The 25,675-nt window shown below is 35.9% G+C and carries 22 protein-coding genes and 1 riboswitch; of the genes, 4 read left to right on the plus strand and 18 right to left on the minus strand.

Features of this window, described 5'->3' with window-relative positions:
• Positions 1 to 2: 2 nt before the first annotated feature.
• From AC3HD6_RS05555 to AC3HD6_RS05605, 11 genes are all read right to left on the minus strand, one after another.
• The gene (locus tag AC3HD6_RS05555) at positions 3 to 1,139 is read right to left on the minus strand and encodes a YncE family protein (RefSeq protein ID WP_488895444.1); all 1,137 of its coding nucleotides are present in this window, start codon (positions 1,137 to 1,139) and stop codon (positions 3 to 5) included.
• On the minus strand, positions 1,136 to 3,190 hold the full coding sequence (locus AC3HD6_RS05560; RefSeq protein WP_488895445.1) for a TonB-dependent receptor plug domain-containing protein: 2,055 nt from the start codon (positions 3,188 to 3,190) through the stop codon (positions 1,136 to 1,138). The genes AC3HD6_RS05555 and AC3HD6_RS05560 overlap by 4 nt, the downstream gene beginning before the upstream one ends.
• 100 nt (positions 3,191 to 3,290) lie before the next feature.
• A riboswitch (cobalamin riboswitch) is annotated at positions 3,291 to 3,477 on the minus strand.
• 120 nt (positions 3,478 to 3,597) lie between these two features.
• Complete coding sequence (locus AC3HD6_RS05565; RefSeq protein WP_488895446.1) at positions 3,598 to 4,617, minus strand: cytochrome-c peroxidase; 1,020 nt, start codon at positions 4,615 to 4,617, stop codon at positions 3,598 to 3,600.
• 16 nt (positions 4,618 to 4,633) lie between these two features.
• The gene (locus AC3HD6_RS05570) at positions 4,634 to 5,500 is read right to left on the minus strand and encodes an MbnP family protein (RefSeq protein ID WP_488895447.1); all 867 of its coding nucleotides are present in this window, start codon (positions 5,498 to 5,500) and stop codon (positions 4,634 to 4,636) included.
• A 44-nt stretch (positions 5,501 to 5,544) separates the two neighbouring features.
• A complete protein-coding gene (locus tag AC3HD6_RS05575) occupies positions 5,545 to 7,524 on the minus strand; it encodes a TonB-dependent receptor plug domain-containing protein (RefSeq protein ID WP_488895939.1) in 1,980 nt (659 codons plus the stop codon).
• A 4-nt stretch (positions 7,525 to 7,528) separates the two neighbouring features.
• Positions 7,529 to 8,452, minus strand: coding sequence for a hypothetical protein (locus tag AC3HD6_RS05580; protein ID WP_488895448.1), 924 nt, complete (start codon positions 8,450 to 8,452; stop codon positions 7,529 to 7,531).
• 163 nt (positions 8,453 to 8,615) lie between these two features.
• Positions 8,616 to 9,047: a hypothetical protein gene (locus tag AC3HD6_RS05585; RefSeq protein WP_488895449.1), complete on the minus strand. Its 432-nt coding sequence runs from the start codon at positions 9,045 to 9,047 to the stop codon at positions 8,616 to 8,618.
• 3 nt (positions 9,048 to 9,050) lie between these two features.
• Complete coding sequence (locus AC3HD6_RS05590) at positions 9,051 to 9,725, minus strand: superoxide dismutase (RefSeq protein ID WP_488895450.1); 675 nt, start codon at positions 9,723 to 9,725, stop codon at positions 9,051 to 9,053.
• Between the two features lie 183 nt (positions 9,726 to 9,908).
• Complete coding sequence (locus AC3HD6_RS05595) at positions 9,909 to 10,583, minus strand: SCO family protein (RefSeq protein WP_488895451.1); 675 nt, start codon at positions 10,581 to 10,583, stop codon at positions 9,909 to 9,911.
• Entirely contained in the window at positions 10,570 to 10,839 is a 270-nt protein-coding gene (locus AC3HD6_RS05600; RefSeq protein ID WP_488895452.1) for a YHS domain-containing protein, read from the minus strand. The genes AC3HD6_RS05595 and AC3HD6_RS05600 overlap by 14 nt, the downstream gene beginning before the upstream one ends.
• 234 nt (positions 10,840 to 11,073) lie before the next feature.
• Positions 11,074 to 11,535, minus strand: a complete 462-nt coding sequence (locus tag AC3HD6_RS05605; RefSeq protein WP_488895453.1) for a hypothetical protein — start codon at positions 11,533 to 11,535, stop codon at positions 11,074 to 11,076.
• A 358-nt stretch (positions 11,536 to 11,893) separates the two neighbouring features.
• On the opposite strand from AC3HD6_RS05605, the gene AC3HD6_RS05610 reads away from it, so the two are divergent.
• Positions 11,894 to 12,412 (plus strand): GNAT family N-acetyltransferase, encoded by a 519-nt coding sequence (locus tag AC3HD6_RS05610; protein ID WP_488895454.1) that lies wholly within the window; start codon positions 11,894 to 11,896, stop codon positions 12,410 to 12,412.
• 463 nt (positions 12,413 to 12,875) lie between these two features.
• Here the strand turns inward: AC3HD6_RS05610 and AC3HD6_RS05615 are convergent, their stop codons facing one another.
• From AC3HD6_RS05615 to AC3HD6_RS05645, 7 genes are all read right to left on the minus strand, one after another.
• The gene (locus AC3HD6_RS05615; protein ID WP_488895455.1) at positions 12,876 to 14,870 is read right to left on the minus strand and encodes a heavy metal translocating P-type ATPase; all 1,995 of its coding nucleotides are present in this window, start codon (positions 14,868 to 14,870) and stop codon (positions 12,876 to 12,878) included.
• A gap of 44 nt (positions 14,871 to 14,914) precedes the next feature.
• Positions 14,915 to 15,334, minus strand: a complete 420-nt coding sequence (locus AC3HD6_RS05620; RefSeq protein ID WP_488895456.1) for a Fur family transcriptional regulator — start codon at positions 15,332 to 15,334, stop codon at positions 14,915 to 14,917.
• Between the two features lie 18 nt (positions 15,335 to 15,352).
• Complete coding sequence (locus AC3HD6_RS05625) at positions 15,353 to 16,255, minus strand: cation diffusion facilitator family transporter (RefSeq protein WP_488895457.1); 903 nt, start codon at positions 16,253 to 16,255, stop codon at positions 15,353 to 15,355.
• A 14-nt stretch (positions 16,256 to 16,269) separates the two neighbouring features.
• A complete protein-coding gene (locus AC3HD6_RS05630) occupies positions 16,270 to 17,148 on the minus strand; it encodes a bestrophin family protein (RefSeq protein WP_488895458.1) in 879 nt (292 codons plus the stop codon).
• 125 nt (positions 17,149 to 17,273) lie between these two features.
• Entirely contained in the window at positions 17,274 to 18,503 is a 1,230-nt protein-coding gene (locus AC3HD6_RS05635) for an efflux RND transporter periplasmic adaptor subunit (RefSeq protein ID WP_488895459.1), read from the minus strand.
• A 46-nt stretch (positions 18,504 to 18,549) separates the two neighbouring features.
• Positions 18,550 to 22,911 (minus strand): CusA/CzcA family heavy metal efflux RND transporter, encoded by a 4,362-nt coding sequence (locus AC3HD6_RS05640; RefSeq protein WP_488895460.1) that lies wholly within the window; start codon positions 22,909 to 22,911, stop codon positions 18,550 to 18,552.
• A 135-nt stretch (positions 22,912 to 23,046) separates the two neighbouring features.
• Complete coding sequence (locus AC3HD6_RS05645; RefSeq protein WP_488895461.1) at positions 23,047 to 23,370, minus strand: DUF6660 family protein; 324 nt, start codon at positions 23,368 to 23,370, stop codon at positions 23,047 to 23,049.
• 512 nt (positions 23,371 to 23,882) lie between these two features.
• Here AC3HD6_RS05645 and AC3HD6_RS05650 point away from each other — a divergent pair.
• The 3 genes from AC3HD6_RS05650 (at position 23,883) to AC3HD6_RS05660 (ending at position 25,487) form a co-directional block, all read left to right on the plus strand.
• Positions 23,883 to 24,077, plus strand: a complete 195-nt coding sequence (locus AC3HD6_RS05650; RefSeq protein ID WP_488895462.1) for a hypothetical protein — start codon at positions 23,883 to 23,885, stop codon at positions 24,075 to 24,077.
• 120 nt (positions 24,078 to 24,197) lie between these two features.
• Positions 24,198 to 24,659: a hypothetical protein gene (locus tag AC3HD6_RS05655; RefSeq protein WP_488895463.1), complete on the plus strand. Its 462-nt coding sequence runs from the start codon at positions 24,198 to 24,200 to the stop codon at positions 24,657 to 24,659.
• Between the two features lie 225 nt (positions 24,660 to 24,884).
• Positions 24,885 to 25,487, plus strand: a complete 603-nt coding sequence (locus tag AC3HD6_RS05660) for a hypothetical protein (RefSeq protein ID WP_488895464.1) — start codon at positions 24,885 to 24,887, stop codon at positions 25,485 to 25,487.
• Positions 25,488 to 25,675 lie beyond the last annotated feature (188 nt).

Below are 25,675 nucleotides of genomic sequence, written 5' to 3' on the forward strand. Positions count from 1 at the left end.
GTTTAGTTGTATAAAAAAGCGAAGTGGGCAGGGATATTTCCGCCTTCAGTTTTCCATTTAAAATGTCCGTTTTTATCAAAGCAGTACACAAATCCCATGGATACATAGTTCCGGACATCTGTAATATAAATATCTTCTGTAATAGGATTTACAGCAATTCCGTATGGGGTTTTAATGAGGTCTTCATATTCCTTATCAATAATTTTGTTGGAAATTATCTGCTCTGTCTTTACATCTATAATTCCATATGTTTTTACGTAGGAATGAGTATTATAGTTGAATTCATTTCCATAGTAATACAGTTTATCATTCACGATAGTCATTTCGCTCACTGCAATATGAAAATCTTTTTTAATGTTTCCTGTTGCTGCATCTATCAGATATAAATTGGAAGGAACATTGTAATAATCGCCTCTTGAGGTTACATACAGATCTCCATAATTGTCTTTTTTAAGGCGATGAAGGTTGATCGCTACATCAATTTTTTTCTTTTCTGTAAAAGTGTTCAGATCAATCACTGAAACGGTTTTGTCGTAATTCGGAACCATGTATCCTCCGGAATTGGCTACAAATAGCTGGTTCCCTACAACTTCCATTTCTTCAGGCTGATATCCTACAGTGACATCTCTTTTGATAGACAGGGATAAAGTGTCTATTTCCACTACTTTTCCTTTGGGAGCCAATGGATTGATATCTACAGGGCCGGCGTAGCTGCTGGCATAAGCATTTCCATCCTTAAATGTTAAATATCTACAGTTCTGCAAATAAATGGATTTAATATGCTTAGCTGTTTTCGCTTCAAGGACTTCGATGGTGTTGGAAACATTCACTACAATGTACATTTTGCTTCCGTAGATCTTGATATCGTTTCCTACATCTCCCAGCTCTTTTAAAACATTGGGATTGATTTCGGAGTAGATATTCCTGAAATAGGTTCCTTTGGTATAATCAAAGAAATCAAGGGTACATTTATTACTTCCCATATTTCCTTCATTCAGTACATAGAATCCTTTGATGGTTGTTTTTTCAACAGGGTTAAGCCCTTCCACTACTTCCATAGGAATGATGGTATCATCTGTACGGCAGGAAGTAAGAAGGATGAATATAGAAAATAAAAAATACAGGTTTAGCTTTTTCATAGTGTAAAGTTTAAAGTGAGTCTGAAATTTCTTCCCGGCATTGGATAATTCAGTACAACGTCATAATATTGGTTAAAAACGTTGTTCATTTCAAGGTTTATTTTAAAAGGATGCCCGGCAAGGTTTAGTTTTCTCTGGACAGAAAGATCGTGGGTATACCAGGGCTGAATATAGTTATAGCGGATATTATCCTGCTGTCCGTCATATCTTTCTCCCACATAGATTGTACTGTAATTAAAGCTCCAGTCTTTATAATCTGCCATCAGGGTAAAAGATCCGCTGTGCCTTGGTGTATAAGGAATTTGTTCCCCATAATAGGTTTCTTTAAATCCTTTAGTAATGGTTTTATCTTTAGCACTCTGGTAGGTATAAGCCAATAATGGTCTAAGTTTCACCTTTCCAAGCATTAATTCCGTTTGAACATTTACGTCTGCTCCAATAATTTCAACCTTTCCAAGATTGAGCATCATCCAGCGGAACATATTGGTTGTTGGGATGGCCACAATCTTATCTGTCACTTTGTTATAATACCCATCTACTTTTATATAAAGTCCTTTGAATAAAGATGTATCGTATTTTTTCTGATACGTAAAACCTACATCATACTGGTGGGTAAATTCCGGTTTAAGAAAAGTATTACCAACACTGGTATAATACAGGTCATTAAAGGTGGGTAGTCTAAAGATATTTTTATAGAAAGCTCTTAGGGTAAGTTCAGGTATTGAAGCGGGCTGATAGCTCATGAAGAAAGCAGGTGTCCATTCTCTTCTGTCATCAGGTTTGAAATTCATTTTTACCTTTTCTGAAGTAAATGTCCCTAATAGGCTTCCTAAGAATTTAAATCTGTTCCACTGATAGGTAGTAGCCAATGCAACCAGGGTTGTATAACGGGTAGGATAAGAGAAATTATACAAATCAGCATCAAGGGTATTGTATTGAAAATCTCCGTTCAAACTGACATCCCAATTAGGAGTAATTGAATATAGATTGGAAGAGGAAACATAGACCTCGCGTTGAATATAAGTATTCTTCGCTGGCATCCCAGACTGAGACCTTACCGTATCATTAAAATAAGTATAGTCGTAAGCAAACTTTGCCTTTAGTTGAGTTTCAAATTTAGGAAAAAGCTTTTTCCTGAAATTTGCCTGTACAAAATAATTCTCATCAAGCATTCTTGCCCCTCTTGCTTTAAAACGGTTCTTCACGATAGGTGCCGGAATACCACGGTTTGAAATATACCCATAACCACGGATATTCCAGCTTCCGTTATTCAAAGTTCCATTCACAGAAGTTTCAAAACGTTTTGCTTTAATATCGGAATCATATCTTTTGGAAATGGTATCAGAAGCAGTGGTTCCATTGGGATATTTTCTTCCATAACGAAATTTATAAAGACCATCACTCTGGAGAAATTCTGCACTGAAGCTCGTTGCTATCCGTTTTGATATCTTCTGTTCTAAACGGAAAGAAGGGTTGAATAAATCAATGGAAGCACTTTTGGCTCTTATGGTAAGATTGGTTTTCCTATTTCCTGTGAATACTGGTGTTTTAGGCTGTAAATAGATTGATCCTGATGATCCGAAGTCTTTGGCAGGTTGGAAGATCTCACTTTTCTGACCATTGTACAAAGAAATTTCTTCCAGATCATCCAAAGAATATCTTCCCAGGTCCACCTGTCCGTTTTGGGCATTTCCCAATTGAATTCCGTCATAGAAAACGCCTACATGCTGGCTTCCCATACTCCGGATATTGACGGTCTTCAAACCACCCATGCCTCCATAATCTTTAATCTGAACACCGGAAAAATATCGTAATGCGTCGGCAACAGAATGGCTGCTTAGCCTTTCAAGCTCTTCACCTTGTAAAGTCTGGGCCGGAAGGATTTCTTTAAAGTTTTTTTTGTAAATATTGACAGTCTTTATTGTTTCTCCTTTAATACTATCTTTTTTCCTGGTTTGGGAAAGTAGAATTTGAGAGGTTAACACGAATACCGTGAAAACAATTGTATGGAATTGAAATGTATTTAGTTTTACTCCCATTAGCTCATTCATGGATCATGATGACGCAAATGGATATAAGAAAGCAACGACAAAGCACAGCTGCCACTGCACAGAATCATTGTTGTCCTAAGCTTTATTCCACGAAAGCGTCAAACGTTTATTATTTCTGGCAGGTCTTCTGACTTACTCCATTTTTGAAATCCTTCCCATTTCTAAAAACAGTGGATGTATTTTTCAAAAACTTTGGTGCGGAGCTTACAGCAGCGGGTCTGTTCCGGATTTTCACCGGATTCCCTTTTAAGAGCTTATTATGGCTCACCAAATTCCGGCAAAGATATAAAATTATCACCAGATATGATGTCATGCAGAATAAAATGATTATCAATCCATAAACGTGAAAAATCCCGTTAAGTTGTAACGGGATTTAAGCAATGAGTTTTTTCTGTTTTTACCAATGATTATTTTTCTACAAATTCACGATCGCTCAGTGTTTTCATAAACAGGATAAGATTCGTCTTTTCTTGTTCTGTAAGTGGAATTCTGTTTCCATTATTTTTAAAAACAGGGTCAAGGTTATCTGCAGATAAAACTCCTTTATCAAAATAATCAAGAACTGCTCTTAGTGTTGGGAATTGTCCATAGCTTCCATAAGGTGCGGTATATTCTACATTCCGTAAAGAAGGAACCCGAAAACTCATATAGTCTTCCGGAATACCGGTAACCCTTCCTCTTCCGGCTTCATTGGTATCCGGGTTTACAGGAAATCCAATATTTCTGAAACTTTGATCGGTAAACAATTCTGTACTATGACAGCTTGCGCATTTCTGTTGAAAAGTCTGATATCCCAGCGCCTCGTTTTCCGTGAAAGCTTCTCCTTTTTTTCTTTTTACCTTATCATATTTGCTATTGGCAGAAATCAGAGTGTACTCATATTGAGCAATACTTTTATAAATCCTTTCAGCAGTAATCGTTTCGTCTCCAAATGCTTTTCGGAACAGATCTTTATACATCATATCATCCCTTATTTTCCCTATCACCTCCAGAATAGAAGAACCCATTTCTTCATGAGTGATAATAGGAACCAGGGGTTGATTTTCCAATTGAAGGATATTACCATCCCAATTATAAAACTTCATAAACAGCATGTTCTGAATAGCTGGGACATTTCGTAATCCTACTCTATTCTGAATTCCTATTCCCTGTGCATTATTATCGGCAAAGGCATTTCCCTGAATATGACAACTGGAACAGGAAATACTATTATCTGTACTTAGCCTTTTCTCATTAAATAATTTTTTCCCCAACTCTATCCCATATTTTGTAGGTCTATTAGAGTTCACCGAATTGTTTAGTTCCGGAAATCCAGACGGAATATTGAGTGAAACCTGTGGATTATCGTCAGAAATAGGCTCATAACGATCATTATTACATGATATTAACAGAATAAGAATCACTAAAATATTTAATCCTTTTTTCATTGCAGCAGAGTAGAGTCTAATTTTCAACACTGCTCACTGAAAACATTCCGGAAATATCACTTGAACCGTTACCACCGAGGTTATCAACAAATTTTACCATTTGGTTAGCAGTATGAATATTCGGAGTGGCATTGCCATCTGATCCTGTTCCCGTAACCAATACAATCGTATTAATTTTGCCCGTCAACAGCTTATCAAAATCTGCTTTAATAATAATTTTAGGAGCTTTGTTATCCACAATGGCATGTTGAGAAAGATCTAAAGTAACATCTCTATACGCATCTACTCCCTGGGTAAAATTACCGTCTGATCCTTTTATTGTACTCCCTGTGTGAATAGACATCTGTTTGTTATCCGTTCCATAGAAACCTTCGATTTTTGTAAAACGATAACCAGCTCCCCATTCCCACATCATTTGGGTATCATTGGCACCTGCGGTAGCATAAAACTTTGGAAACTTCACCTGATCCAAAACATTCAGATCTTTTTTTACTCCTAGTCCGAATTTGATTCTTTTATATTCTCCCACTGGGATATTACTAAGAATATAACGAAGTGTTTCCGGCTTTGATTGATCTATTACAGTGGCTCCCTGGTCGAGGTCATTAACTTTATAAGGAACTTCATTACCATCTGCTTTTATCAGACGAATATTACTTATTACATATTTCAATTCTGAAAAATGATGAACTTGTCCTTCTGCAGAGGTATTGATAGTAGCTGTACTTGAAGTGGCACCTCCGAGAACAATCGTTTCATTTTTAAATGTATTCTTGAATTCAAGGGTAACATTATTGGCAACAGGATTATCATCACTGTTTTGGCAAGAAATTACACCTAATGAAAAAGCTGATAATAGTAGATATTGTTTTAAGTTTTGCATTTTAAAAATTTTAGTTGTTGTTTTAATTAAAGTTTCTGTCATCTTTAAAAATTGAATTTTAAAGACGTATAAATATTACGACCCATTCTTGGGATATTTCCCCAGTCTGCATAAGTGCTGTAATATTTGTTTAACAGGTTTTCGGCTCCTACCTGAAAAATGGTCTTAAGTTTTTTGATTTTGAAAGTATAATCCATGGAAAGATTCCATATGGTGTAAGCCGGTGTCTGATCTTCACCATATTCCGGACTGTAATTCAGCTGAATAAAATCTCCATTTACAGAAGTCTGAATTCCAAAATTCCTATGAGTATAATGTAAAGAGGTCAGATAGCTTAAAGGGCGGACGAAAGGTAGATTTTTTCCTTTATCATCTCTACCTCTTGCATACGTCAGTACTCCTTTCCAGTGTAAATCCGTGATAATGCTGTAATTGGCATTCAGGGACATGTTAAAAAGTGTAGCATGATCCAGTGAAGTATAAGCTTTTATTCCTACCGATTGGTAATTCATAGGACTTCCAAGACTTAAAATCCTTCCGATAATATAATTCTGAATATAGAAGTAATTCACTTTGGCTTCAATATTTATTTTTTCATTTTTAAAACCTGCACTGGCATTGGTCTCATAAGAAATCTCGTTTTTTAAGTCCGGATTTCCTATATAGTCATAGCGGTCAAAACTGTTGTAAATATAATAGCCATACCCTTCTGAAACGGAAGGAGCTCTGTGTCCGTAACCCGTTCCTACAGAAAAATTAAAATGATGATCGGTAAATTGATATCCTGCATGCAGACTGGGAACAACCCTTGTCTTTTTCTGTGATGCTCCGGGATGGAAAATCCAGTTAAATTCGACATATTTGGACTCATTATAATTCAATCCTAAAGATCCTCCGAAGTTCAAACGGCTTTTGTCCGATAGGTCACATTTATTATTCATCGAAAGACTTACAAAACGTGTCGTTACCCAGGGCCAGCTATAAGCAAACATAGTCCTATTCTTCCGATCCTGCGGGTACATCCGCATTTCGGCAATGGATGTATTGTTGTAGGCATTAAGTTCTATGTCTGAGGTATACCGTTCTTTCGTTAGATTCATTGAAGAAACCAGCCCATAGGTAGTACTCCATCCCGGCATATCCATGTGTACCAGATTCTCAGGACGCTTTGTGTCATCCATATAATGCTCAATCGTATTGAAATAGATTTTTGTATCCCAGGATTTAATTATCCCCTCTTGAAATAATTGTTTGTAGGATGCTGAGGTAATCATGGCTCTGGAAAGCCATAAATCCATTGGTAATGCAGGAAATCCAACATTTTTCGCAATATCAAAGATTGCATCCACTTTCACTGAAGATAAGGAACTTGTTTTGTAAGCGATTCCAATTCCGGTATTGAATTTATTATATTGAGAGTGATTCACTTCAGCATCATTTCCATCGTAATAATTACCTGCTTTCCGGAAAGAAATGCTTCCATCTACCACAAGCTTTTTCCCTGAATAAGATATATTTCCAAGATTGAAAAACTGTTTATTATTGAATTCAAAACCTGTCTGATAGGCACCATTCCATTTTTTTTCAAGACCAAAAGGAGTACTTTTTCTTTTCAGGTCAATACTTCCTGCTATTGTTGCTCCGTGTGAACTTCCTTCCTGGCCTGATTTTATATCTATCCCTGAAAGAGTATTGCTTTCCATATAGGAGGTAACCGGATCCATTTTATCAGTACATGCTCCAAAGATGCGCATCCCATCAAGAGTAATGACAGATCTTTCCGTACTCATGTTGTTAAGTAAAGGTTCCCAAGCGTAGGCCCCACGTTTTATAAAACTGATTTTATCAGAAGATGCAAGAAATTCATCTACTGAAACACTCATTTTCATATCTGTTTCAACCTTCTTTTTAATACTTTTTACTTTTACTTCAGCCAAATGAGCGATACTATCTTTTTTTACTTTTCGGTGTTGCGCATTGATTATCGCTCCTAAAAAGACCAATATAATTCCGAACTGCTTCATTACTTTAGAATAAGATATCAATAAAAAGTTCACTTTTAGCTCCCGGAATACCTGGGGTAAAGTCTGTTGAGACCTTAGTTCCTTTAATGATCTTACCATTTTGATTCAGCATGATAAAATTCAAAGTCCAGTTTCCTGTCATAGTATAGTTGACCATCCCGTAATATAATCCGTCATTTCCTTGGATTAAGTTCTGATTATTGGGAGAAGAATGATTACCCATGGATGGCTCCGGCATTCTTGGATCTAATTGCAAAGTATATCCCTTTACCTCCGAGTATGAAAACTGTGAAGGATCAGGAAAACTTCCGGATGAAGCAGCAGGTTTATTGTATTTATAAATTCCAGCGACCAGTTTATTTTCTGCCACTTTAGGTTTTTGAGGGGCAATAAGTGCTATATAATATTGTTCGCCATCATTTCCTGTAAACGAAGTCATATTAAGGTTTTTATTGCTCTGCTCATTCACAGTAATATCTTTATTGATCGTATACATTTCCTCATTCACTTTGAAATTCATATAAAGTTTCCAGCTCGCTGTAGAATTACTTTTATCAGTAAATACAGAATACCCTGAATAATATTTACCATCCGACTTATAATCTAAAGCGTATTGATAAGGGCATGAAGTCTTACTTCCATCAGCTTTTGTCATGATGGGTAAAAAAGTAAGGTTCGAAGCATTGATATTTTCGTTGGTTTGAGTATTGATAACTCTTACTCTGATTTCATTATATCCCTGATAAAATGTTCCGTTTAAAGTCTCTATGCTTATTTTATATTGATCTATATTGATAGCCGCTGCTTCTTTAAACTCATAATGTTCCGAAACGACTGTGCTGATTTCGCTTTCATAATCAGTTTTGTCGAGGGTGCAGGAAACAGCCATCAACAAAAGACTCATTATGAAAATCTGATATATTTTCATTGTTGATTTTTTAGTTAAAAGAATGCAATAGAAATACGTTGAATGCTGAAACATCCAAGATTTTTTTTACCACAAAAAGGCACAAAGATTTTAGAATATTTAACGTGTCTCAAAGTTATCCACAGAGTGTGGATAAGTCATAACTCTTTATGAAATAGTTACATTAAGTATATTCGAGATATCTTAAATAAACTTTTGTGGTTAATTTTCTATAGAAGAATGCTAAAAAAACCGGTGGTTTGAAAATGGGATTCAGAAACAGAAAAGAATAGACTGTTTCATAGATAAATTGGAAAGTGAAAAATGTAATTTTTCCAGTGATGGTAACCTCAGTAATCTCAGGCAGTGTATAGATATCAAGAATTTTCTGCCCTGAGTTTTTTATTTTATTAAAAGGAGTAGATTCTGTCTCGTTACTGGCTTTTGCCAATTCTTTGCTCAGGTAGCATTTTCCGTTACAATGAAGATCCGGCTTGCTTTTATTGACACAAAGGGTGTTAACGATATAATTATAATTTACAGCATACTCAGCCAGTGGTATCAGAGGTCTGAACACTATATAGCCTATAAAAAGTATGCTGTAAATAAATTTCATAAATTATTTTTTGCTTAAAGCAGTCTCATATCTTTTGCTGACTTCTTTCCAGTTCAGGACATTCCAGATTGCTGAAAGATAATCCGCTCTTTTATTCTGATATTTCAGGTAATAAGCATGCTCCCAAACATCTATTCCAAGAATAGGAGTTCCTTTTTCTTCTACAATATCCATCAACGGATTATCCTGATTAGGGGTAGAAGAAACGAAAAGTTTTCCGTTTTTATCCACAGAAAGCCAAGCCCATCCTGATCCAAAACGGTCTGCACCCACTTTACTCATTTTTTCTTTAAAAGCATCCATGCTTCCGAACGTTTCGTTAATTGCCTTGGCTAATTTCGCAGAAGGCTGAGTATTTTTCTCCGGAGTAAGGATCGTCCAGAAAAGCTCGTGATTGTAATGCCCGCCGGCATTATTTCTTACTGCAGGGCTTAATTTGGAAGTTTCGGAAAGGATTTGAATCAACGTCTCTTTTTCCTGTGGAGTTCCGGCAATAGCCTTATTCAAATTGGAAGCATAAGCAGCTCCGTGCTTTGAATAGTGAATCTCCATAGTTTGTGCATCTATTGATCCTTCCAATGCATTATAGGCATACGGTAAAGGAGTTTGCTTAAACTGAGCCAGTGTAAACTGAGCCGCAAATACTGCTCCTAAAGCAGCTATTTTCATAATCTTCATAATGTTTTGTTATATGGTTTAACAATATTTTTTTGAAGGATGGAAGTTTGAGGCTGGAAGCTGGAAGTTATATAAGTCCCAATATTAAAGCCTTTCTTTTTCTACACTTATTACTTTTTAGAAAACTGATATTATTACAGTAAACTATAAGTACTTCCAGCTTCCCTCTTCCTGTCTTCCCTCCTAATTTAATAATTTCTTAATGTCCTCAATCAGAATCTCTCTGTCCGGGTGGTACTTTCCGGTTAGTTTCGGAGTTTTTCCTTCCGGATCTTCATAGTTTAATCCTGAATAATAAAGGATAGGCATATTATCTTTATTATATCGGCATCTGATATTTCCCTTTTCATCTACAAGAGCAATCATACCACTATGATTAAGACTTTCTGCCTCATCTTCCTTATCTCCAACGTAGATATTGAAATGATCAGCAAGTTTACCGATGTACGCTCTGTCCCCAGTCAGGAAATGCCAATTGGGAGATCTCGCTCCGATTCTTTGTGCATGCTCCTTTAAAGCTTCCGGCGTATCATTTTCAGGATCTATACTAATGGAAATTATTCCGAAATCAGGACTATTGATCTGGTTTTGAATCGCTTTCATATTGGTATTCATTACCGGGCATATCGTAGGACATTTACTGAAGAAAAACTCTACCAGATACACTTTTCCCAGCATATCTTTATTAGTAATTTTTTTACCGTTTTGGTCTGTCAATTCAAAATCAGGAACCTTCATCACGGTATAAAGATTCTTTTTAAAATACCCCATTCCTACTCCTATTCCAAGGAATAGTAAAGCCATAAAAGCAATTGGGATAAGAACCTTGCTCTTGTTATTCTGTTTATTTTTGGGCATACTTTTCAGGGTTTTTCTTGAATTCATCTTTGCAATAAGGACTACAGAAACCGTATGTTTTATTTTTATACAGAGCAGTATCCTTTATAAACTCTGCAGTTTTCATATGACAGATCGGGTCCTCTTCATTCACTACTTGTATCTTAATATTTTCACCCGAAGAAGTCATATTGCTTTTATGTTTTACCTGAGGTTCTTTTGCACAGGAAAATAAGGTAATTGACAGCAAAGCCGTCAAAATAATTGAAGATTTCATTTTAATGATTAATTGAAATTAATAGTAAGGAATAAAATTTACGGAACTAAACAATACATTACAATCAACTAACTCATAAGTTGAAAGCATTAAAGAGCTTCTCATAGAATGAATATTTCAATAGTATTCAAAATAAAAACCCTCTAAGAACTTAATAGCTAAGTCTTTTATTGAATTTTAATGAATTGATTAGATACACTTTACACAAAACTAAAATATTAGTTCAATATAAACCTAAACTAATGGCGGATGAAAAATTCTGGAAAAATAGTCTGAAGAATGGGAATCAAAGTAATCTAAACCTGGAGCTTTTACCAGTGGTTCAGGATCTTTTTTATTCGAAAAAGAAAAGATTTCATGAGAGATAAAAACATCCAATCCGGCAATCTTTACAGTTTGTGATGTATTGGACTGTTTTTCTGTTTTTGCCAGCTCTTTCTCCACATAACACTTTCCTTTACAGGTAGCCTGAGGAATATCTCTTTTTTCACAAAGGTTTTTTACAATATAATCATAGTTTACCGCATAGTTTACCAATGGCAAAACGGGACGTATTGCAACTGTAAAAATGATAAATATGGAAATAAATAACCTCAACTCTTCAGTTCTGTGATACAAATATACTACTTCAAAATTGTTTTCTGTTGTATTTATGATGAATGTCATTGATGGTTTTCCTGTCTTGTTGGAATACATAAAGCCACAGAGAGCTTTTAAGATTACGTTTTTAAGGTACGAAGATTTTTCTGCAATACTATTGGATGCTGGATATTAATGGCCATGAATTCACGAATGATTTTATTTCACGCAAAACCTATGTGCCCTTGTAAACTGAGTATGGGTTGGTTTAATGGAAGAAAATCTTCAAACCTTATGGGTTTATATTCACAGATTTCCACAGATGATTGTGGATAAAAATCTGCGTAATCAGCAAAATCTGCGAGAGTTCTTATCTCTTTACAAGAATCTGTTACCTATAAAATTAACAAAACTGTATCTGTTATCATTGCCATATTATAACGAACTTTGATTACAAGGCTTCAGAATCTATATCATGATCCAGATAAGAACCGCTACAGCAGAAGATGCTCAACATATTGCCCTGCTAGGAAGAATAACTTTCACAGAAACCTTCTCGGAACACTTCCGGGATCCAAAAGATTTGTTTGATTATTTTGAAAGAACCTTTAGTGTTGATAAAATCAGGAGCAGCATACAAAATCCTAATAATAAATTCTGGATGGCCTTTTGGAACGAGCTTCCAATTGGATATGCAAAACTGAAAGTGAATTCTCCTACTGACTTTATTGATTCTACTGCTGTTTCACAACTACAGAAGATATACGTTCTTAAAGAATTTTTAGATAAAAAAGCAGGAAAAGCATTAATGGATGAACTAATGTCTTCTTTCGAAAATTCTGATCAGAAATATATCTGGTTATCCGTTCTGAATTCCAATGAAAGAGCACTGCAGTTCTATGCTAAAAACGGTTTTTCCAAAGCTGGAGAACATCAATTCAGTATTGGAAAAGAGGACTTTGGCTTCTTTGCCTTATCAAAACAGAAAATTTAGTTCTTTATAAAAGTTTAATCTTGTTAAGCTCTGTTGTTTTCGGCAGGGCTTTTTCTTTGTTGCTATTGTTGTTGGAATACACAAGAACGTGAAGAGTTTTTAAAAGATTGTGTTTTAAGGCGCTAGGATTTTATCTGCGATAAAATTGAAAACTTGACATTTAATGGCCACGAATTCACAAATTAATTTATTTGGCTTACAACCTATGTATCTATGTGGTTTAATTTTTTCTAACCACATAGGCACATAGAAAAGCTTTTTTGAAAACAAAATCATTTTATTCTTGCATCAGTGGCAAACTAGGAAGCTCCTCTTGCTGAAAACCTTTGATTTTCTTGCACCTTAAAAATATTCACAAGAAGAATAAAAGCCTTGCACCCTTGCGAATTCCAACAACAAAAAAAGACTCCGCTGTAATCAGCAGAGCCTTCATTAATATAATATAGTTGTATGTTTTTAATTTTTAAAACTTCATTCGTTGAATTCTTACCGCATTTAAAATTGCCAGCAAAGCAACACCTACATCTGCAAAAACGGCTTCCCACATGGTGGCCAAACCTCCTGCTCCAAGTACAAGAACCACTGCTTTTACGGCAAAAGCAAGAATAATATTCTGCCAAACGATTTTTTTCGTTTGTTTACCAATATTGATTGCCATTGGAATTTTACTCGGTTTATCATCCTGAATAACAACATCTGCAGTTTCAATCGTAGCATCACTTCCTAAACCTCCCATTGCAATTCCTACATCACTTAAAGCCACTACAGGAGCGTCATTCACCCCATCACCTACAAATGCTACCGTTTGATTTTTGCCTTTGATCTCTTTTACTTTATTCACTTTATCTTCCGGAAGAAGATCTCCAAATGCATTATCAATACCCAATTGATCAGCTACATACTTTACAACAGTTCCTTTGTCACCGCTTAACATAGTGGCTTTTACGCCCATTTTATGAAGGTTGTCCACTGTTTCTTTTGCATCTCCTTTAATGCTGTCTGCAATGGTAATATATCCTGCGAATTTTTTATCATATGCTATAGCAATAAGAGTATATACAATATTAGCATGGTTGATATCATAGTTGATATTGAATTTATCCATTAATTTAAAATTCCCTACCAATAACTCTTTGCCATTAACTGTAGCTTTTAATCCGTGCCCTGCAATTTCTTCTACATCTTCCATCGGAATGGAATAATTAATATCTCCTACATAATTGTGGATAGCTGTAGCTACCGGGTGTGTACTTTTGCTTTCCAGCAGATTGACCAGCTGCATGATTTCATCTTTATTGAATTCAGAGCTCATGCTTACTTCCTGAACTTTGAAAACTCCTTCCGTCATGGTTCCGGTTTTATCCATCACTACATTCTGAATCTCTGCAATGCTGTCTAAGAAGTTGCTTCCTTTAAATAAAATTCCGTTTCTACTGGCCGCTCCAATTCCTCCAAAGTACCCTAACGGAATAGAAATAACCAAGGCACAAGGACATGAAATCACCAGGAAGATCAATGCTCTGTACAACCAGTCTCTAAACAGATAGTCACTGACAAAGAAATAAGGTAAAAAAGTAATTCCTATGGCCAGAAATACAACAATCGGGGTGTATACTTTTGCAAATTTTCTGATGAATAATTCTGTAGGGGCTTTTTGAGCGGTTGCGTTTTGAACCAGCTCTAATATTTTGCTTAATTTACTGTCTTCATAAGCAGTAGTTACTTTTACCAAAGCAATACTGTTCATATTAATCATCCCTGCTAACACTACTTCTCCTTTATTTTTGGTATCCGGTTTACTTTCCCCGGTCAAAGCTGCAGTATTAAATGAAGCTGAATCGGAAATCAGTTCTCCGTCCAGCGCCAGCTTTTCACCAGGTTTTAACTGGATCACATCTCCTATTTTAGTTTCTTTAGCTTTAATGGTTTTGGGCTGATTATTCTCCATGATCGTAACCTCATCAGGGCGTTGATCTAATAAAGCTTTAATATTTCCTTTCGCTCTGGTAACCGCCATAGATTGGAAAACCTCTCCTACAGCATAAAAAAGCATCACCGCAACTCCTTCAGGATATTCTCCGATGGCAAAGGCTCCAATGGTGGCAATACTCATCAGAAAGAATTCTGAAAAAACATCGCCCTTGATAATACTTTTAAACGCATCCTTCAATACCGGGAATCCTACAGGAATATAAGCTGCCAAGTACCAGACTAAGCGTACCCATCCTGTAAACCATCCTGGTTTTATATAGTTGTCAAAAGCAATTCCTAATAATAAGATCACAAAAGATATAATCGCCGGCAAAAACATTTGAAAGATCGTTTGATCGCCGGTATCATGAGAATGGCCATGGTCATCATGATCGTGGTCATGGTTATGCCCATCTCCTTCTGAATGATGATGAGTATGTCCTTTTGGATCTTTTTTTTCTGGGGTTGTACTACAGCATTTTTCCATAACTGATATTTTTATACAAATTTAATGGTGAGACTGATGCAATGCTATTGCAAACTTTCAAGACAATTTTCACAGATTCCTTTCGCAAAAAGTCTTATTTCATCAATTCGGAAATCAGTTTGTATGTTTTCCGGGAAGGAAATATCTTCTTTGCAGGTAGTCTGTTTGCATATTTTACAATAGAAATGAAGATGCCAGTCTTTATGTGTTTTTTCATCACAATCATCATCACACAATTTGTATTTTGTAGTCGTATTTTCCTGGATGCTGTGAACAATTCCTTTTTCTTCAAAGGTTTTTAATGTTCTGTAAATGGTAATTCGGTCTGCATTCTCAAAGTGATTTTCTATTTCAGACAAAGATAATGCAGCGTCTTGTGAGCTTAAAAAATCATAGACCAAAATCCTCATACTGGTGGGCTTGGTATTTTTATCAATGAGTTTGTTTTCTATATCTTTTTTCATTTTTAATCTTTTAAAATATTACAGATGTACTTCATTTTCTTCGTACCCTTCTTCCTCGATCTGAAATGTTGTATGGCTTATTTTAAAATTTTTAATAGTAGTATCCGTCAGTACTTTTAACAATAGATTCTGAGAAATTCCGTTATCTTTCACAACATGGGCACTCATCGCATTAACACTGGAGGTCAACGACCATACGTGAAGGTCATGAACATTCTTTACCCCCTGAATCTGCTCCAAAGATTTTCTTAATTCATAAATATCAACATCAGCCGGAGTTCCTTCCAATAATACATTAATGGCTTCTTTTAACAATCGCCAGGTTCTCGGAAATATTAATAATCCGATAGCCGCAGAAATCAAGGGGTCTGCATAATACCACCCGGTTGTCAGCATAATAATTCCGGCTATCATTACTCCTACGGAAGTTAACATATCGGAAAGCACTTCAAAATAAGCTCCTTTCATATTCAGACTTCCTTCTGAATCTTTTCTCAGGATCATCATCCCGACAATATTGACCACTAATCCTATCCCTGCTACAATCAACATTGACTTGCTCTGTACTTCCGGTGGATTCTGAAACCGTTGATAAGCTTCAAACAATACATAGATCGAAATTCCCAGCAAAACCACAGCATTGACAACCGCTGCTAATATTTCGGTACGGTAATACCCATATGTTCTGGAAGGATCTGCTTTTTTTTCTCCAATTTTTATGGCTATAAATGCTAATAGTAAGCCTACTACATCAGTAAGCATGTGTGCAGCATCCGCTAGTAATGCTAGACTATTGGTAACAATTCCGCCTATAACCTCAGCAATGAGATAAGTTCCACTAAGACACAGTACAATCAGTAGATTCTTCTTATGTCTGCTTGCTGCGGAGGGAGTTTGTATTTGTGTTTTGGTATTTTCCATAGCTAATGGCTTAATTACATTTCATAATAGGATGTATTTTCTTTTTTCAAAGGAACATTTTGTTCCCCCATCATTTGTCTGATATTGATTTCTATGGTTTGTGCCAAAGAAGTTACCGGCGTATCTACAGGTCTGTTTTCAAATGGATCCTGCATCATGATGGACGTTTTTTCTATGGCAATGAATACGATCGGCACCAGGAAAGTAACAAGAATCTCCACAATCAGCTGTGAATCATCTAATCCAAATGGCAGTATAATAGCAAATACATAGATTAAGGTATGAACCAGAATGCTGTAAGCCCTTGGGAAAACAGTATTTTTTAATCTTTCACATTTTCCCATGCTGTCGCAGAGCCTTGTTACCATATCATTTAACTGCATTTGCTGAAAATCTGTCAATTTTGAAGATCCAATTTCTTTAAGCTGTTTTGAATGTGCATCAAGAAGTGCATTGGGAATATTAACAGCTTTGATTTGATTTTCATTCAAATAGTTCTGAACTTTATCTGAAAAAGGTAATTTTCTCAATGATTCTCCCAAAGCATACGTCCAGATGATCTGCCGTTCTGCAAATTCTTTGACGGTTTTATGATCTTCAGCAGGTAAAAACTGCATCACCTGCCTTACGAAGGTTCTGGAATCATTCACAATAGCTCCCCAAACCGTTCTTGCTTCCCACCATCTTTCATAAGATTGGGAAGTTCTGAATGCCAGCAGTAATGAAACCGCTGTTCCCAAAAGTGCAGGAATATTCAATGGAAGTGAAATCTTCCGAAACCATGGCAGCATGTCCAAAAGTCCGATGGCTACGGCAAATATTCCGATGAACAGAATCTGAGACTTTATTTCACGGATGAAATACCAGACTGATATTTTTTTGTTTAATAGCATAATAGGTCATGTATTAAAGTTTGTAAGATCATCTTTACTTTCCTCAGCCGGTTTTTATAATAAGTCCGTAAACAGTTCTAATTTACGTATAAAAATCGACATTTTATTGATTCTAATCTCCTTCATTAATGTTCATGTTCTCCTGAATTCACCAATTTAGCATTCACAAAAAAGGCTCCTTTTACTACAATTTTAGCATTGTCCGGAATATTTCCTACAGGCGTAATGGCAGTATATCCCATATCTGAAGTTCCTTTCACTACTTCTATTTTTTCGAAGTTTACAGTTTTGGGATGAGGTTTTCCTTTTTCATCATGTTCTTCTTCTACTTTCTTATCGGTTTGAATAAAAACATAGAATTTCCCGTCAGCTTCTACAATAGCTTCGGTAGGAACTGCAGGGGTAACACTTTTATCAAGGCTTACGATCCCTGTAATATTCATTCCATCAATTAATCCTGCTTTATTTCCGATCACTTCGCAGTGCATCGAAATGGTCTTACTCTCGTTTTCAAAAGAAGATCCAATGCTGTAAATCTTAGCATCATATTCTGTCTCAGGATTATTCGTAAGTTTAAAATGTACAATCTGCCCTACTCTCATTTTAGGAAGATCCTTTTCAAATACCTGAAGATCCAGGTGAATAGAACCATTATCAATCACGGTGGCCACAGGAGAAGAAATATCTACATAACTTCCTATCTGCGCTGTAATTCCGCTAATGGTACCACTGATTGGAGCTGTAATCACCAAACCAGATCTCATGTTACCATTGTTTACATTTCCTGGATTGATTCCCATCATTTGAAGCTGCTTTAAAAGAGAGGCTCTTTTAGTTCGCAGCGTCTTCAATTCGGCATCAGCATTTTGGAGATTCTTCTTCGCACCAGCATCATTATCAAAAAGTTCTCTCTGCCTTCTGAATTCTTGTTCGGCATAGGTAATTCTGCTGTTGGTAGTTAAATAATCTTCCTGTAGCTGAATATACTCTGGATTGGCAATGGTTGCGATTACCTGTCCTTTTTTCACAATACTTCCTACCTGAATATTTATTGTTTTTATAATTCCTCCATACAAAGAAGTGATGGTTGCCTTATTGCTGTTAGGCACGCTCAAAAGACCATTGGCTTTAACCGTGGAGGTCAGTTCTTTCATTTCTACCGATCCCAGAGCAACACCAACGGATTTCATTTGTTCTTCCGTCAGAGAAGCAATAGTTTGTGGCTCATCTTCATGTGCCTGTTCTTTCTGCTCTGTTTTTTCAGGCGCTTTCTCTTCCGCAGCTTCTTTTTTTCCGCAGCTTACCGCCAAAAGAGAAATGAATACAAGGGCTATGATATTATATTTGAGTTTCATATTTGAATTTTTATTGATTCTAAGGTCGTATGCAATCGACTTCATATTATTTATTAATGATTGAGTTAATGGTCACTACAGCCTGATTCACCTGCTGAATAGATTCCAGGTATTTTAACTGAATATTCGTTGCCGTTTGTAGAGCAAAAAGATATTCTACATAGGAAATCTCACCTGTCTTATATCCTAACTGGGCTGCTTTTACAATTTTTTCAGCATTGGGTAATGCCTGGTTGGTATAGTAATCATATTGTTGAACATCCTGCTGATACTGATTGAAAGCATTTTCCAATTGGGCTGCAAGCTGTTTCTTCTGCATTTTTGCATTGGTTTCTGCTACCAGTTTATCATATTCCAATGCCTGCATTCTTGCTTTTGTAGCACCAAAAGTTAATGGAATGGCTACTCCTACTGTTGCAGACTGGAAACGTTTTCCTGAATCATAAAAATTCTCCTGCCCATTAATGGTATGAAAACCTATCAAGGACTGATTGGTATATCCCAAACTAAAATCCGGCAACCCTGTAGCTTTCTCTACCTTTTTATTCTTCTCTGCAATTTCCATTTCCTGATAGAAAGCTTTTACCGTAGGATTATTTGCTATAACACTGCTATCCAAAACATTTTCAGCTTTCAATGGTTCATAGTTTACATTGAATGGCACTTCGAGATTTTCTGAAGTATTCAGAAGGGTTTTCAGATTTTTATAGGCATTATTCAAATAGACATCATTTTGTTTCAATAGCAGATCAATTTCTCCTTTTTGAGTTTCTGCGGTATTGATCTCTATTTTTTTGATGTCACCCGCTTTAAATCTTACTGTTGCAATTCTGATAAATTCTTCATAAAAACCAGCTAAACTGGTCAGTTTTTCTTTATTGTACTGAAGATATTCGATCTGATAATAATAAGTACGAACGTCCTTTATCAATTCATTGGTCGTAATCTCCTTATCGATCTGTTTGCTTTTAATATTTTCATTAATGAGCTCCTTTCTGGCTTTAAATAAAGTCGGGAAAGGAATACTTTGTGAAATCGCAAAAGATTGGTCAAATTTCGGACTGTTGTATTGTCCCAATTGGGCATCAAAGCTTAATTTGGGAAGCTCTTTAGCTGTTGGACGCAGGGCTTCTGTTGATTTAATGCTTAAGTCTTTTGATTGTAAAGTCAAATTATTATTAATCGCCATCTGTACCGCGTCTTCCACTGAAATAGGTCTGGACTGAGCTTTGAATGTTTGCCCAAGCATCATTAATCCCAATACAAGAACGATGGTAAATGACTGAGGATTATTATTTTTTCTCTTCAAAATCTTTGTGTTAAAAATAATGTACAGCATTGGTAGCACGAATAACGTAAGGAAAGTAGCCGTTACTAAACCTCCTATGACTACGGTTGCCAAAGGCTTCTGAACTTCTGCCCCCGCTCCTGTAGAAATAGCCATCGGTAAAAATCCGAGGGAAGCTACGGTTGCAGTCATCAGAACAGGTCTTAATCTGGTTTTGGTTCCTTCAAAAACCCGTTTTAAGATATCTGTTTCGCCTTCTTTTTCGAGCTGGTTAAAGGTTCCAATCAGTACAATTCCGTTAAGAACCGCAACCCCAAAGAGGGCAATAAATCCGATTCCGGCACTGATACTAAATGGCATATCCCTTACCACAAGCGCAAATACTCCTCCAATGGCACTCATTGGAATCGCTGTAAAGATCAAAGTAGCCTGCTTGAATGATTTGAATGTAAAATACAGCAGCATAAAAATAAGCAGCAACGAGACAGGAACTGCAATCATCAGACGTTTGCTGGCTTCCTGAAGATTTTCAAATTGTCCGCCATAGGTAAAATAGTATCCGGATGGCAATTTTACTTTATCCAACTTGGTCTGAATATCTTTCACTACACTTTCGACATCACGCCCTTTCACGTTGAACCCTATTACAATTCTACGCTTCCCTTGCTCGCGACTGATCTGTGCTGGCCCAAGTTTATAACTCACATTGGCAACCTGTGATAATGGGATCTGAGCTCCTGTAGCTGAGGTGATCATCAGGTTATTCACATCAGAAATATCTGTTCTGTGAAGACTGTCTAAACGAACTACCAGATCAAAACGTCTTTCATTTTCGAAAACCTGTCCGGCAGCTTTTCCTGCAAAGGCTGTACTTACCGCATTGTTGACATCTTCTATATTTAATCCATAATTGGCAATTCTTGTTCTGTCATATTGAACATTGATCTGTGGAAGACCGCTTACCCTTTCAATCTGCGGAGCTGTTGCTCCATCCACGGTCTGAATAATTTTTCCAACCTTATCAGCATACACCGCCAATGAATCTAAATTCTCTCCAAAGATCTTCACCGCAACATCCTGTCTGATTCCCGTCATCAATTCATTAAAACGCATCTGAATGGGTTGATTTTTCTCAAAGAATACTCCGGGAATGGTTTCCAGTTTTTCACTGATCTCATCTGCCAGCTCATTATAGGATTTTTTGGTTTTCCATTCACTTTGCGGCTTCAATACTACAATCATATCGGTGGCTTCGGGCGGCATCGGGTCTGTAGGAACCTCAGCAGATCCCGTTTTTCCAACGACCATTTTAACCTCATCAAATTGTTTGATCAATCTGGAAGCCTGCATTGAGGTTTCTATACTCTGGCTGAGCGAACTTCCCTGTGGTAATATACAGTGGAAAGCAAAATCTCCTTCCTGCAATTGGGGAATAAATTCACCACCCATATTTTTAAAGACAAATGCAGCGATCACAAAAACCGCTATTGTTGCTGAAACAACGATATATTTTACTTTGATAGCTTTCTGTAATAATGGCTGATAGATCTTCTGAAGATAGTTCATCATTTTATCAGAAAAAGTTTCTTTGTGTGATACTTTTTTAGACAAGAATAAGGCACTCATCATCGGAATGTACGTCAGGGAAAGAATCAATGCTCCAAGGATCGCAAATCCTACGGTTTTTGCCATTGGGGTAAACATTTTTCCTTCTACACCCGCCAAAGTAAGAATCGGGATATATACAATCAGGATGATGATTTCTCCAAATGCGGCACTGCTTCTGATCTTTGAGGCAGAAAGAAAAACTTCTTCATCCATTTCAGACTGTGTTAAGGTTCTCATAGATTTCCTTACGCCCAAATGGTGTAAAGTTGCTTCTACAATGATCACCGCTCCGTCAACAATTAACCCGAAGTCTATCGCTCCAAGACTCATTAGATTAGCACTTACCCCAAAGACATTCATCATCCCCAGAGCAAATAATAAGGAAAGCGGAATGGCTGATGCTACAATTAGTCCAGCTCTAAGATTTCCTAGGAAAACCACAAGAACGAAAATAACAATCAGTGCCCCTTCGATGAGATTTTTCTCAACGGTACTAATAGCTCTTCCAACTAAATCTGTTCTATCTAAAAATGGTTCTATCACTACATCGTCAGGCAGTGATTTCTGAATAGTAGGAATTTTTGCTTTAATGTTATTTACAACCTCATTACTATTGGCTCCCTTCAGCATCATCACTACTCCACCTACAGCATCTACCTTTCCATCATAAGTTAAAGCACCATAACGTACTGCGCTTCCTAAACGAACATCGGCAACATCTTTGATGAAAATAGGGACACTTCCGGTTTCATTTTTAACGGCAATGTTTTTAATATCTTCAAGAGAAGTTACCAGTCCGATTCCACGGATAAAATAGGCGTTGGGTTTTTTATCAATGTAAGCACCACCTGTATTCTGGTTATTTTTTTCAAGGGCTGTAAAGATTTCGGTAATGCTTGTTCCCATTGCTTTCAATCGGTTGGGATCAATAGCTACTTCGTATTGCTTTAATTCTCCTCCAAAACTATTGATCTCGGCCACTCCAGGAGTTCCGTTGAGCTGTCTGCGAACAATCCAGTCCTGCATGGTTCTAAGCTCCTTGGCATTGTATTTCTTTTCACTTCCTTTTTTAGGGTGAAGGATGTATTGGTATACTTCTCCAAGACCTGTACTTACAGGAGCTAATTCAGGAGTTCCCACTCCTTTAGGAATTTCTTCAACTGCATTTTTTAACTGTTCGTTAATTAACTGTCTGGCGAAGTAAACATCTACATTTTCTTTGAAAACTACTGTAATAACAGACAATCCGAATCTTGAAATACTTCTTGTTTCCTGAATATCCGGGACATTGGCAATACTTTGTTCAATGGGAAAGGTGACCAATTGCTCTACCTCCTGCCCTGCCAATGTAGGACAAGCCGTAATGATCTGAACCTGGTTGTTGGTAATATCCGGTACGGCATCAATGGGTAATTTGCTGGCACTCCATGCTCCCCAAATAACCAATACCAGGGTCATTATACCAATAATAACCTTGTTTTTGATACTGAATTTTATGATTTTATCTAACACGATTTTATTTAATTTTATTGAAAATAAGGCATACAGTATAGAATACTGCAGCAAAAATATCCTGAAAACCTCTGCAATAGTATTGCAAAGTTTCAAGTAGGCTTAGAAAGTATAACTTTCTAACAATCAATAAAATTAAATCTTGGGAGGCTGCCAGATAGGATCATAAATCTGGTAGGCAAAGTCGTTTTTATGAAATAAGATCTTCTTTGAAAAATAAGCAGGAATCTGCTCAGGAAGTTCCAGTAATGGATTCATTTTAAATGCTGAAACTGTCATTTGGCAGCAACTGCATGCACACAATGGTGAACAGATATCTCCTTGGTCTGTAGAATGAGTCTCGGAAATACTTAAAGAAATACTTTTGTTTCCTGAGTTCAATGGATGAGACACATCTTCACATGGCATCAGTGATAACGCCATGAAATAAATTGCCAGTATCCATCTTAACAGGTTCATTGTGACAAAGGTAAAGCTTTTTTCTAAAATAGGTGAATCGTTAAAGTTTTAAACATGACAAAAATCATTCCTATTTTATATTTACAGGCTTTTCAAAAATCATATTTATCACCCAGTTGTTATTTATTTTCAAAAAAAACGCCATACTTATTAATGGTATCAATCAAAATAATCAACGATTCTAAAAAAAAGTATAAAACACGCAATAACAGCACATTAAATTTGATCTCAGATAAGCACTCATTATATTTGCAAAAAAAAACAACCATGATCAAAAATGATGAAACAATTCAAAGTTTATCGGAAATACTTCCATTCAAATTCAAAATAACTTTATTTTCTAATATATGAAACGGACACTATTACTAGTTTGCAGCATCACTGCATCTAGTATTTTCGCACAAAACTGAAACACAACAGGAAATTCGGGCACAAATGAGTCTTCAAACTTCCTTGGTACTACAGATAACCAGTCTCTTATTTTTAAGGCTAATAACAACTCCGGGCTTCGTTTGCTTCCATCGGGAAATGTAAGAATGGGGTTAAATGATCCTAACACTGGCAGTCCTGCTACATTAAGATTATACGATAAAGATCATGTTATGATGGAGGTATCTAACTCATTTGGAGTCTTGCAGCTTACTAAAGCAGGATGTGATGGCTGTTATGGGGAGCAGACTGGTGATACTGTTTTAATTTACTGTTGATGAACTTAATATTACTCAATATTATAGATTACCAAATGTATTAAGAAGCTTAGTGGATGATACTTATAAAAAAATACTTCCAGTATTTCAAAGGTTTATGTATTATAAAAAGTGATTACTATGAAAAAATTAATTTTATTAAATTTTTTATTGCCGTGTCTAGCATTTTCACAGCATAAAGATTTCTACTATGAAGAAATAATAAAAAGAGATAATTTCATATCTAAAATAGAATCTTATGACAGTAAAACAGGAATTTATTATAGAGTAAGATGTGGACTCTACTCTGTTCCTTTGGAAGAAAAAGGCATTATACCTATAACTGAAAAAGAGAAATCTGATCTATGGAAACTAAGAAAAGAGTTTGGTGATTTTGTTTTTGGAGAATGTAAAAATTATCAAAATGAAAAGGTAGTGCTTACATCAAATTTCTATTTTGAGAATGAAAAATATCCTCCGAAATGTATAGAGACTGAAATACAAAAAGAACAATTTATTAAATTAAATATAGGCTTGAGGTTACTCTTAGAGTCTAAACCAGAATATAAAAAGGCATTTTATTGGGAATTTATAAAAAAATAGATTTATAAAATAAAGTCATGAAAATATTCGGGAATCCCCGCTGCGCAAAGTCTCCAGACTTTGAGCCAATAAATAAAAGTAATTTTATAAACGTTCTCCAAAGTCGGAAGACCTCGAAGAGCAAGGGTCTAGCCTCTACTCCTCATATTGGTGGCACGGGAAATTCTGGTAGAATTATGATAGAAGGACGTATGCAATTGGATATAAGAAGTTTGAACCCAAAATATGTTAAACGTTGGTGGTAACCTTTTTAATGAAAATATGAAAAAAATTAAATTAGAATATAACTTGTGTGTATTTTTATTTGCTTATTTACATCAAGCAGGCTTATCATTACACAGAGCAGGATGGACAAGTATCAGAGAATTGAAAAATTTTTATTCAAATCAGGTAGCCCCTAAAAAAGTAGTGAACTTTTTAATATTAAATGTGGATATAAATGTTAATCAATTAGAATATTTTCATGGAATAAAAGAGTATGGTTTAAAAAAAATTATCTTTTCACGAATATTTTCTTTACTTGGGTTTTCTCCTGTATTCCTTAAAGATGAAATTTATTATATATGTCAAAGGTTGATAGATCTTGAAAAAATGCTTGAAAGAGATGATGAGGTTCATCGATTGGAAATGGAAAATTTAAGAGTTGAAATATCAAAATTCTCTTTAGGAATTCTTAGGTATAAAATATCTCGTAAAGATTATAATAAAGTATTAAAAATTGAACATTACTTGCAACATGATGGGCTACAAGACATTAAAATCAAAGAATTTATAAAAAAGCTTCCTGATTCCCCCGCTGCGCAAAGTCTCCAGGCTTCAAGCAAATAAATAAAGTAATTTATAAACTTTATCCAAAGTCGTGACACATCAGAGAACATAAAGTGAGGCTTATATTACCCTTTATCAAAGTCTAAAACATATCTAATACAAGAAGAAAATACTTATATTTTTCTAATTAGAAATTCAACAGCAGAATTTGTGACAGGAAAAGATTGCAATATAAAATTAATTTTAAA

The sequence above is a fragment of the Chryseobacterium sp. II3a genome, from assembly GCF_057815135.1.

Excerpts from the sequence above, each read along its gene's own strand:
- AC3HD6_RS05555 (WP_488895444.1), bottom strand. The coding sequence starts at position 1,139 with ATGAAAAAGCTAAACCTGTATTTTTTATTTTCTATATTCATCCTTCTT.
- AC3HD6_RS05560 (WP_488895445.1), bottom strand. The coding sequence starts at position 3,190 with ATGAATGAGCTAATGGGAGTAAAACTAAATACATTTCAATTCCATACA.
- AC3HD6_RS05565 (WP_488895446.1), bottom strand. The coding sequence starts at position 4,617 with ATGAAAAAAGGATTAAATATTTTAGTGATTCTTATTCTGTTAATATCA.
- AC3HD6_RS05570 (WP_488895447.1), bottom strand. The coding sequence starts at position 5,500 with ATGCAAAACTTAAAACAATATCTACTATTATCAGCTTTTTCATTAGGT.
- AC3HD6_RS05575 (WP_488895939.1), bottom strand. The coding sequence starts at position 7,524 with ATGAAGCAGTTCGGAATTATATTGGTCTTTTTAGGAGCGATAATCAAT.
- AC3HD6_RS05580 (WP_488895448.1), bottom strand. The coding sequence starts at position 8,452 with ATGAAAATATATCAGATTTTCATAATGAGTCTTTTGTTGATGGCTGTT.
- AC3HD6_RS05585 (WP_488895449.1), bottom strand. The coding sequence starts at position 9,047 with ATGAAATTTATTTACAGCATACTTTTTATAGGCTATATAGTGTTCAGA.
- AC3HD6_RS05590 (WP_488895450.1), bottom strand. The coding sequence starts at position 9,725 with ATGAAGATTATGAAAATAGCTGCTTTAGGAGCAGTATTTGCGGCTCAG.
- AC3HD6_RS05595 (WP_488895451.1), bottom strand. The coding sequence starts at position 10,583 with ATGCCCAAAAATAAACAGAATAACAAGAGCAAGGTTCTTATCCCAATT.
- AC3HD6_RS05600 (WP_488895452.1), bottom strand. The coding sequence starts at position 10,839 with ATGAAATCTTCAATTATTTTGACGGCTTTGCTGTCAATTACCTTATTT.
- AC3HD6_RS05605 (WP_488895453.1), bottom strand. The coding sequence starts at position 11,535 with ATGTATTCCAACAAGACAGGAAAACCATCAATGACATTCATCATAAAT.
- AC3HD6_RS05610 (WP_488895454.1), top strand. The coding sequence starts at position 11,894 with ATGATCCAGATAAGAACCGCTACAGCAGAAGATGCTCAACATATTGCC.
- AC3HD6_RS05615 (WP_488895455.1), bottom strand. The coding sequence starts at position 14,870 with ATGGAAAAATGCTGTAGTACAACCCCAGAAAAAAAAGATCCAAAAGGA.
- AC3HD6_RS05620 (WP_488895456.1), bottom strand. The coding sequence starts at position 15,334 with ATGAAAAAAGATATAGAAAACAAACTCATTGATAAAAATACCAAGCCC.
- AC3HD6_RS05625 (WP_488895457.1), bottom strand. The coding sequence starts at position 16,255 with ATGGAAAATACCAAAACACAAATACAAACTCCCTCCGCAGCAAGCAGA.
- AC3HD6_RS05630 (WP_488895458.1), bottom strand. The coding sequence starts at position 17,148 with ATGCTATTAAACAAAAAAATATCAGTCTGGTATTTCATCCGTGAAATA.
- AC3HD6_RS05635 (WP_488895459.1), bottom strand. The coding sequence starts at position 18,503 with ATGAAACTCAAATATAATATCATAGCCCTTGTATTCATTTCTCTTTTG.
- AC3HD6_RS05645 (WP_488895461.1), bottom strand. The coding sequence starts at position 23,370 with ATGAACCTGTTAAGATGGATACTGGCAATTTATTTCATGGCGTTATCA.
- AC3HD6_RS05655 (WP_488895463.1), top strand. The coding sequence starts at position 24,198 with ATGAAAAAATTAATTTTATTAAATTTTTTATTGCCGTGTCTAGCATTT.
- AC3HD6_RS05660 (WP_488895464.1), top strand. The coding sequence starts at position 24,885 with ATGTTAAACGTTGGTGGTAACCTTTTTAATGAAAATATGAAAAAAATT.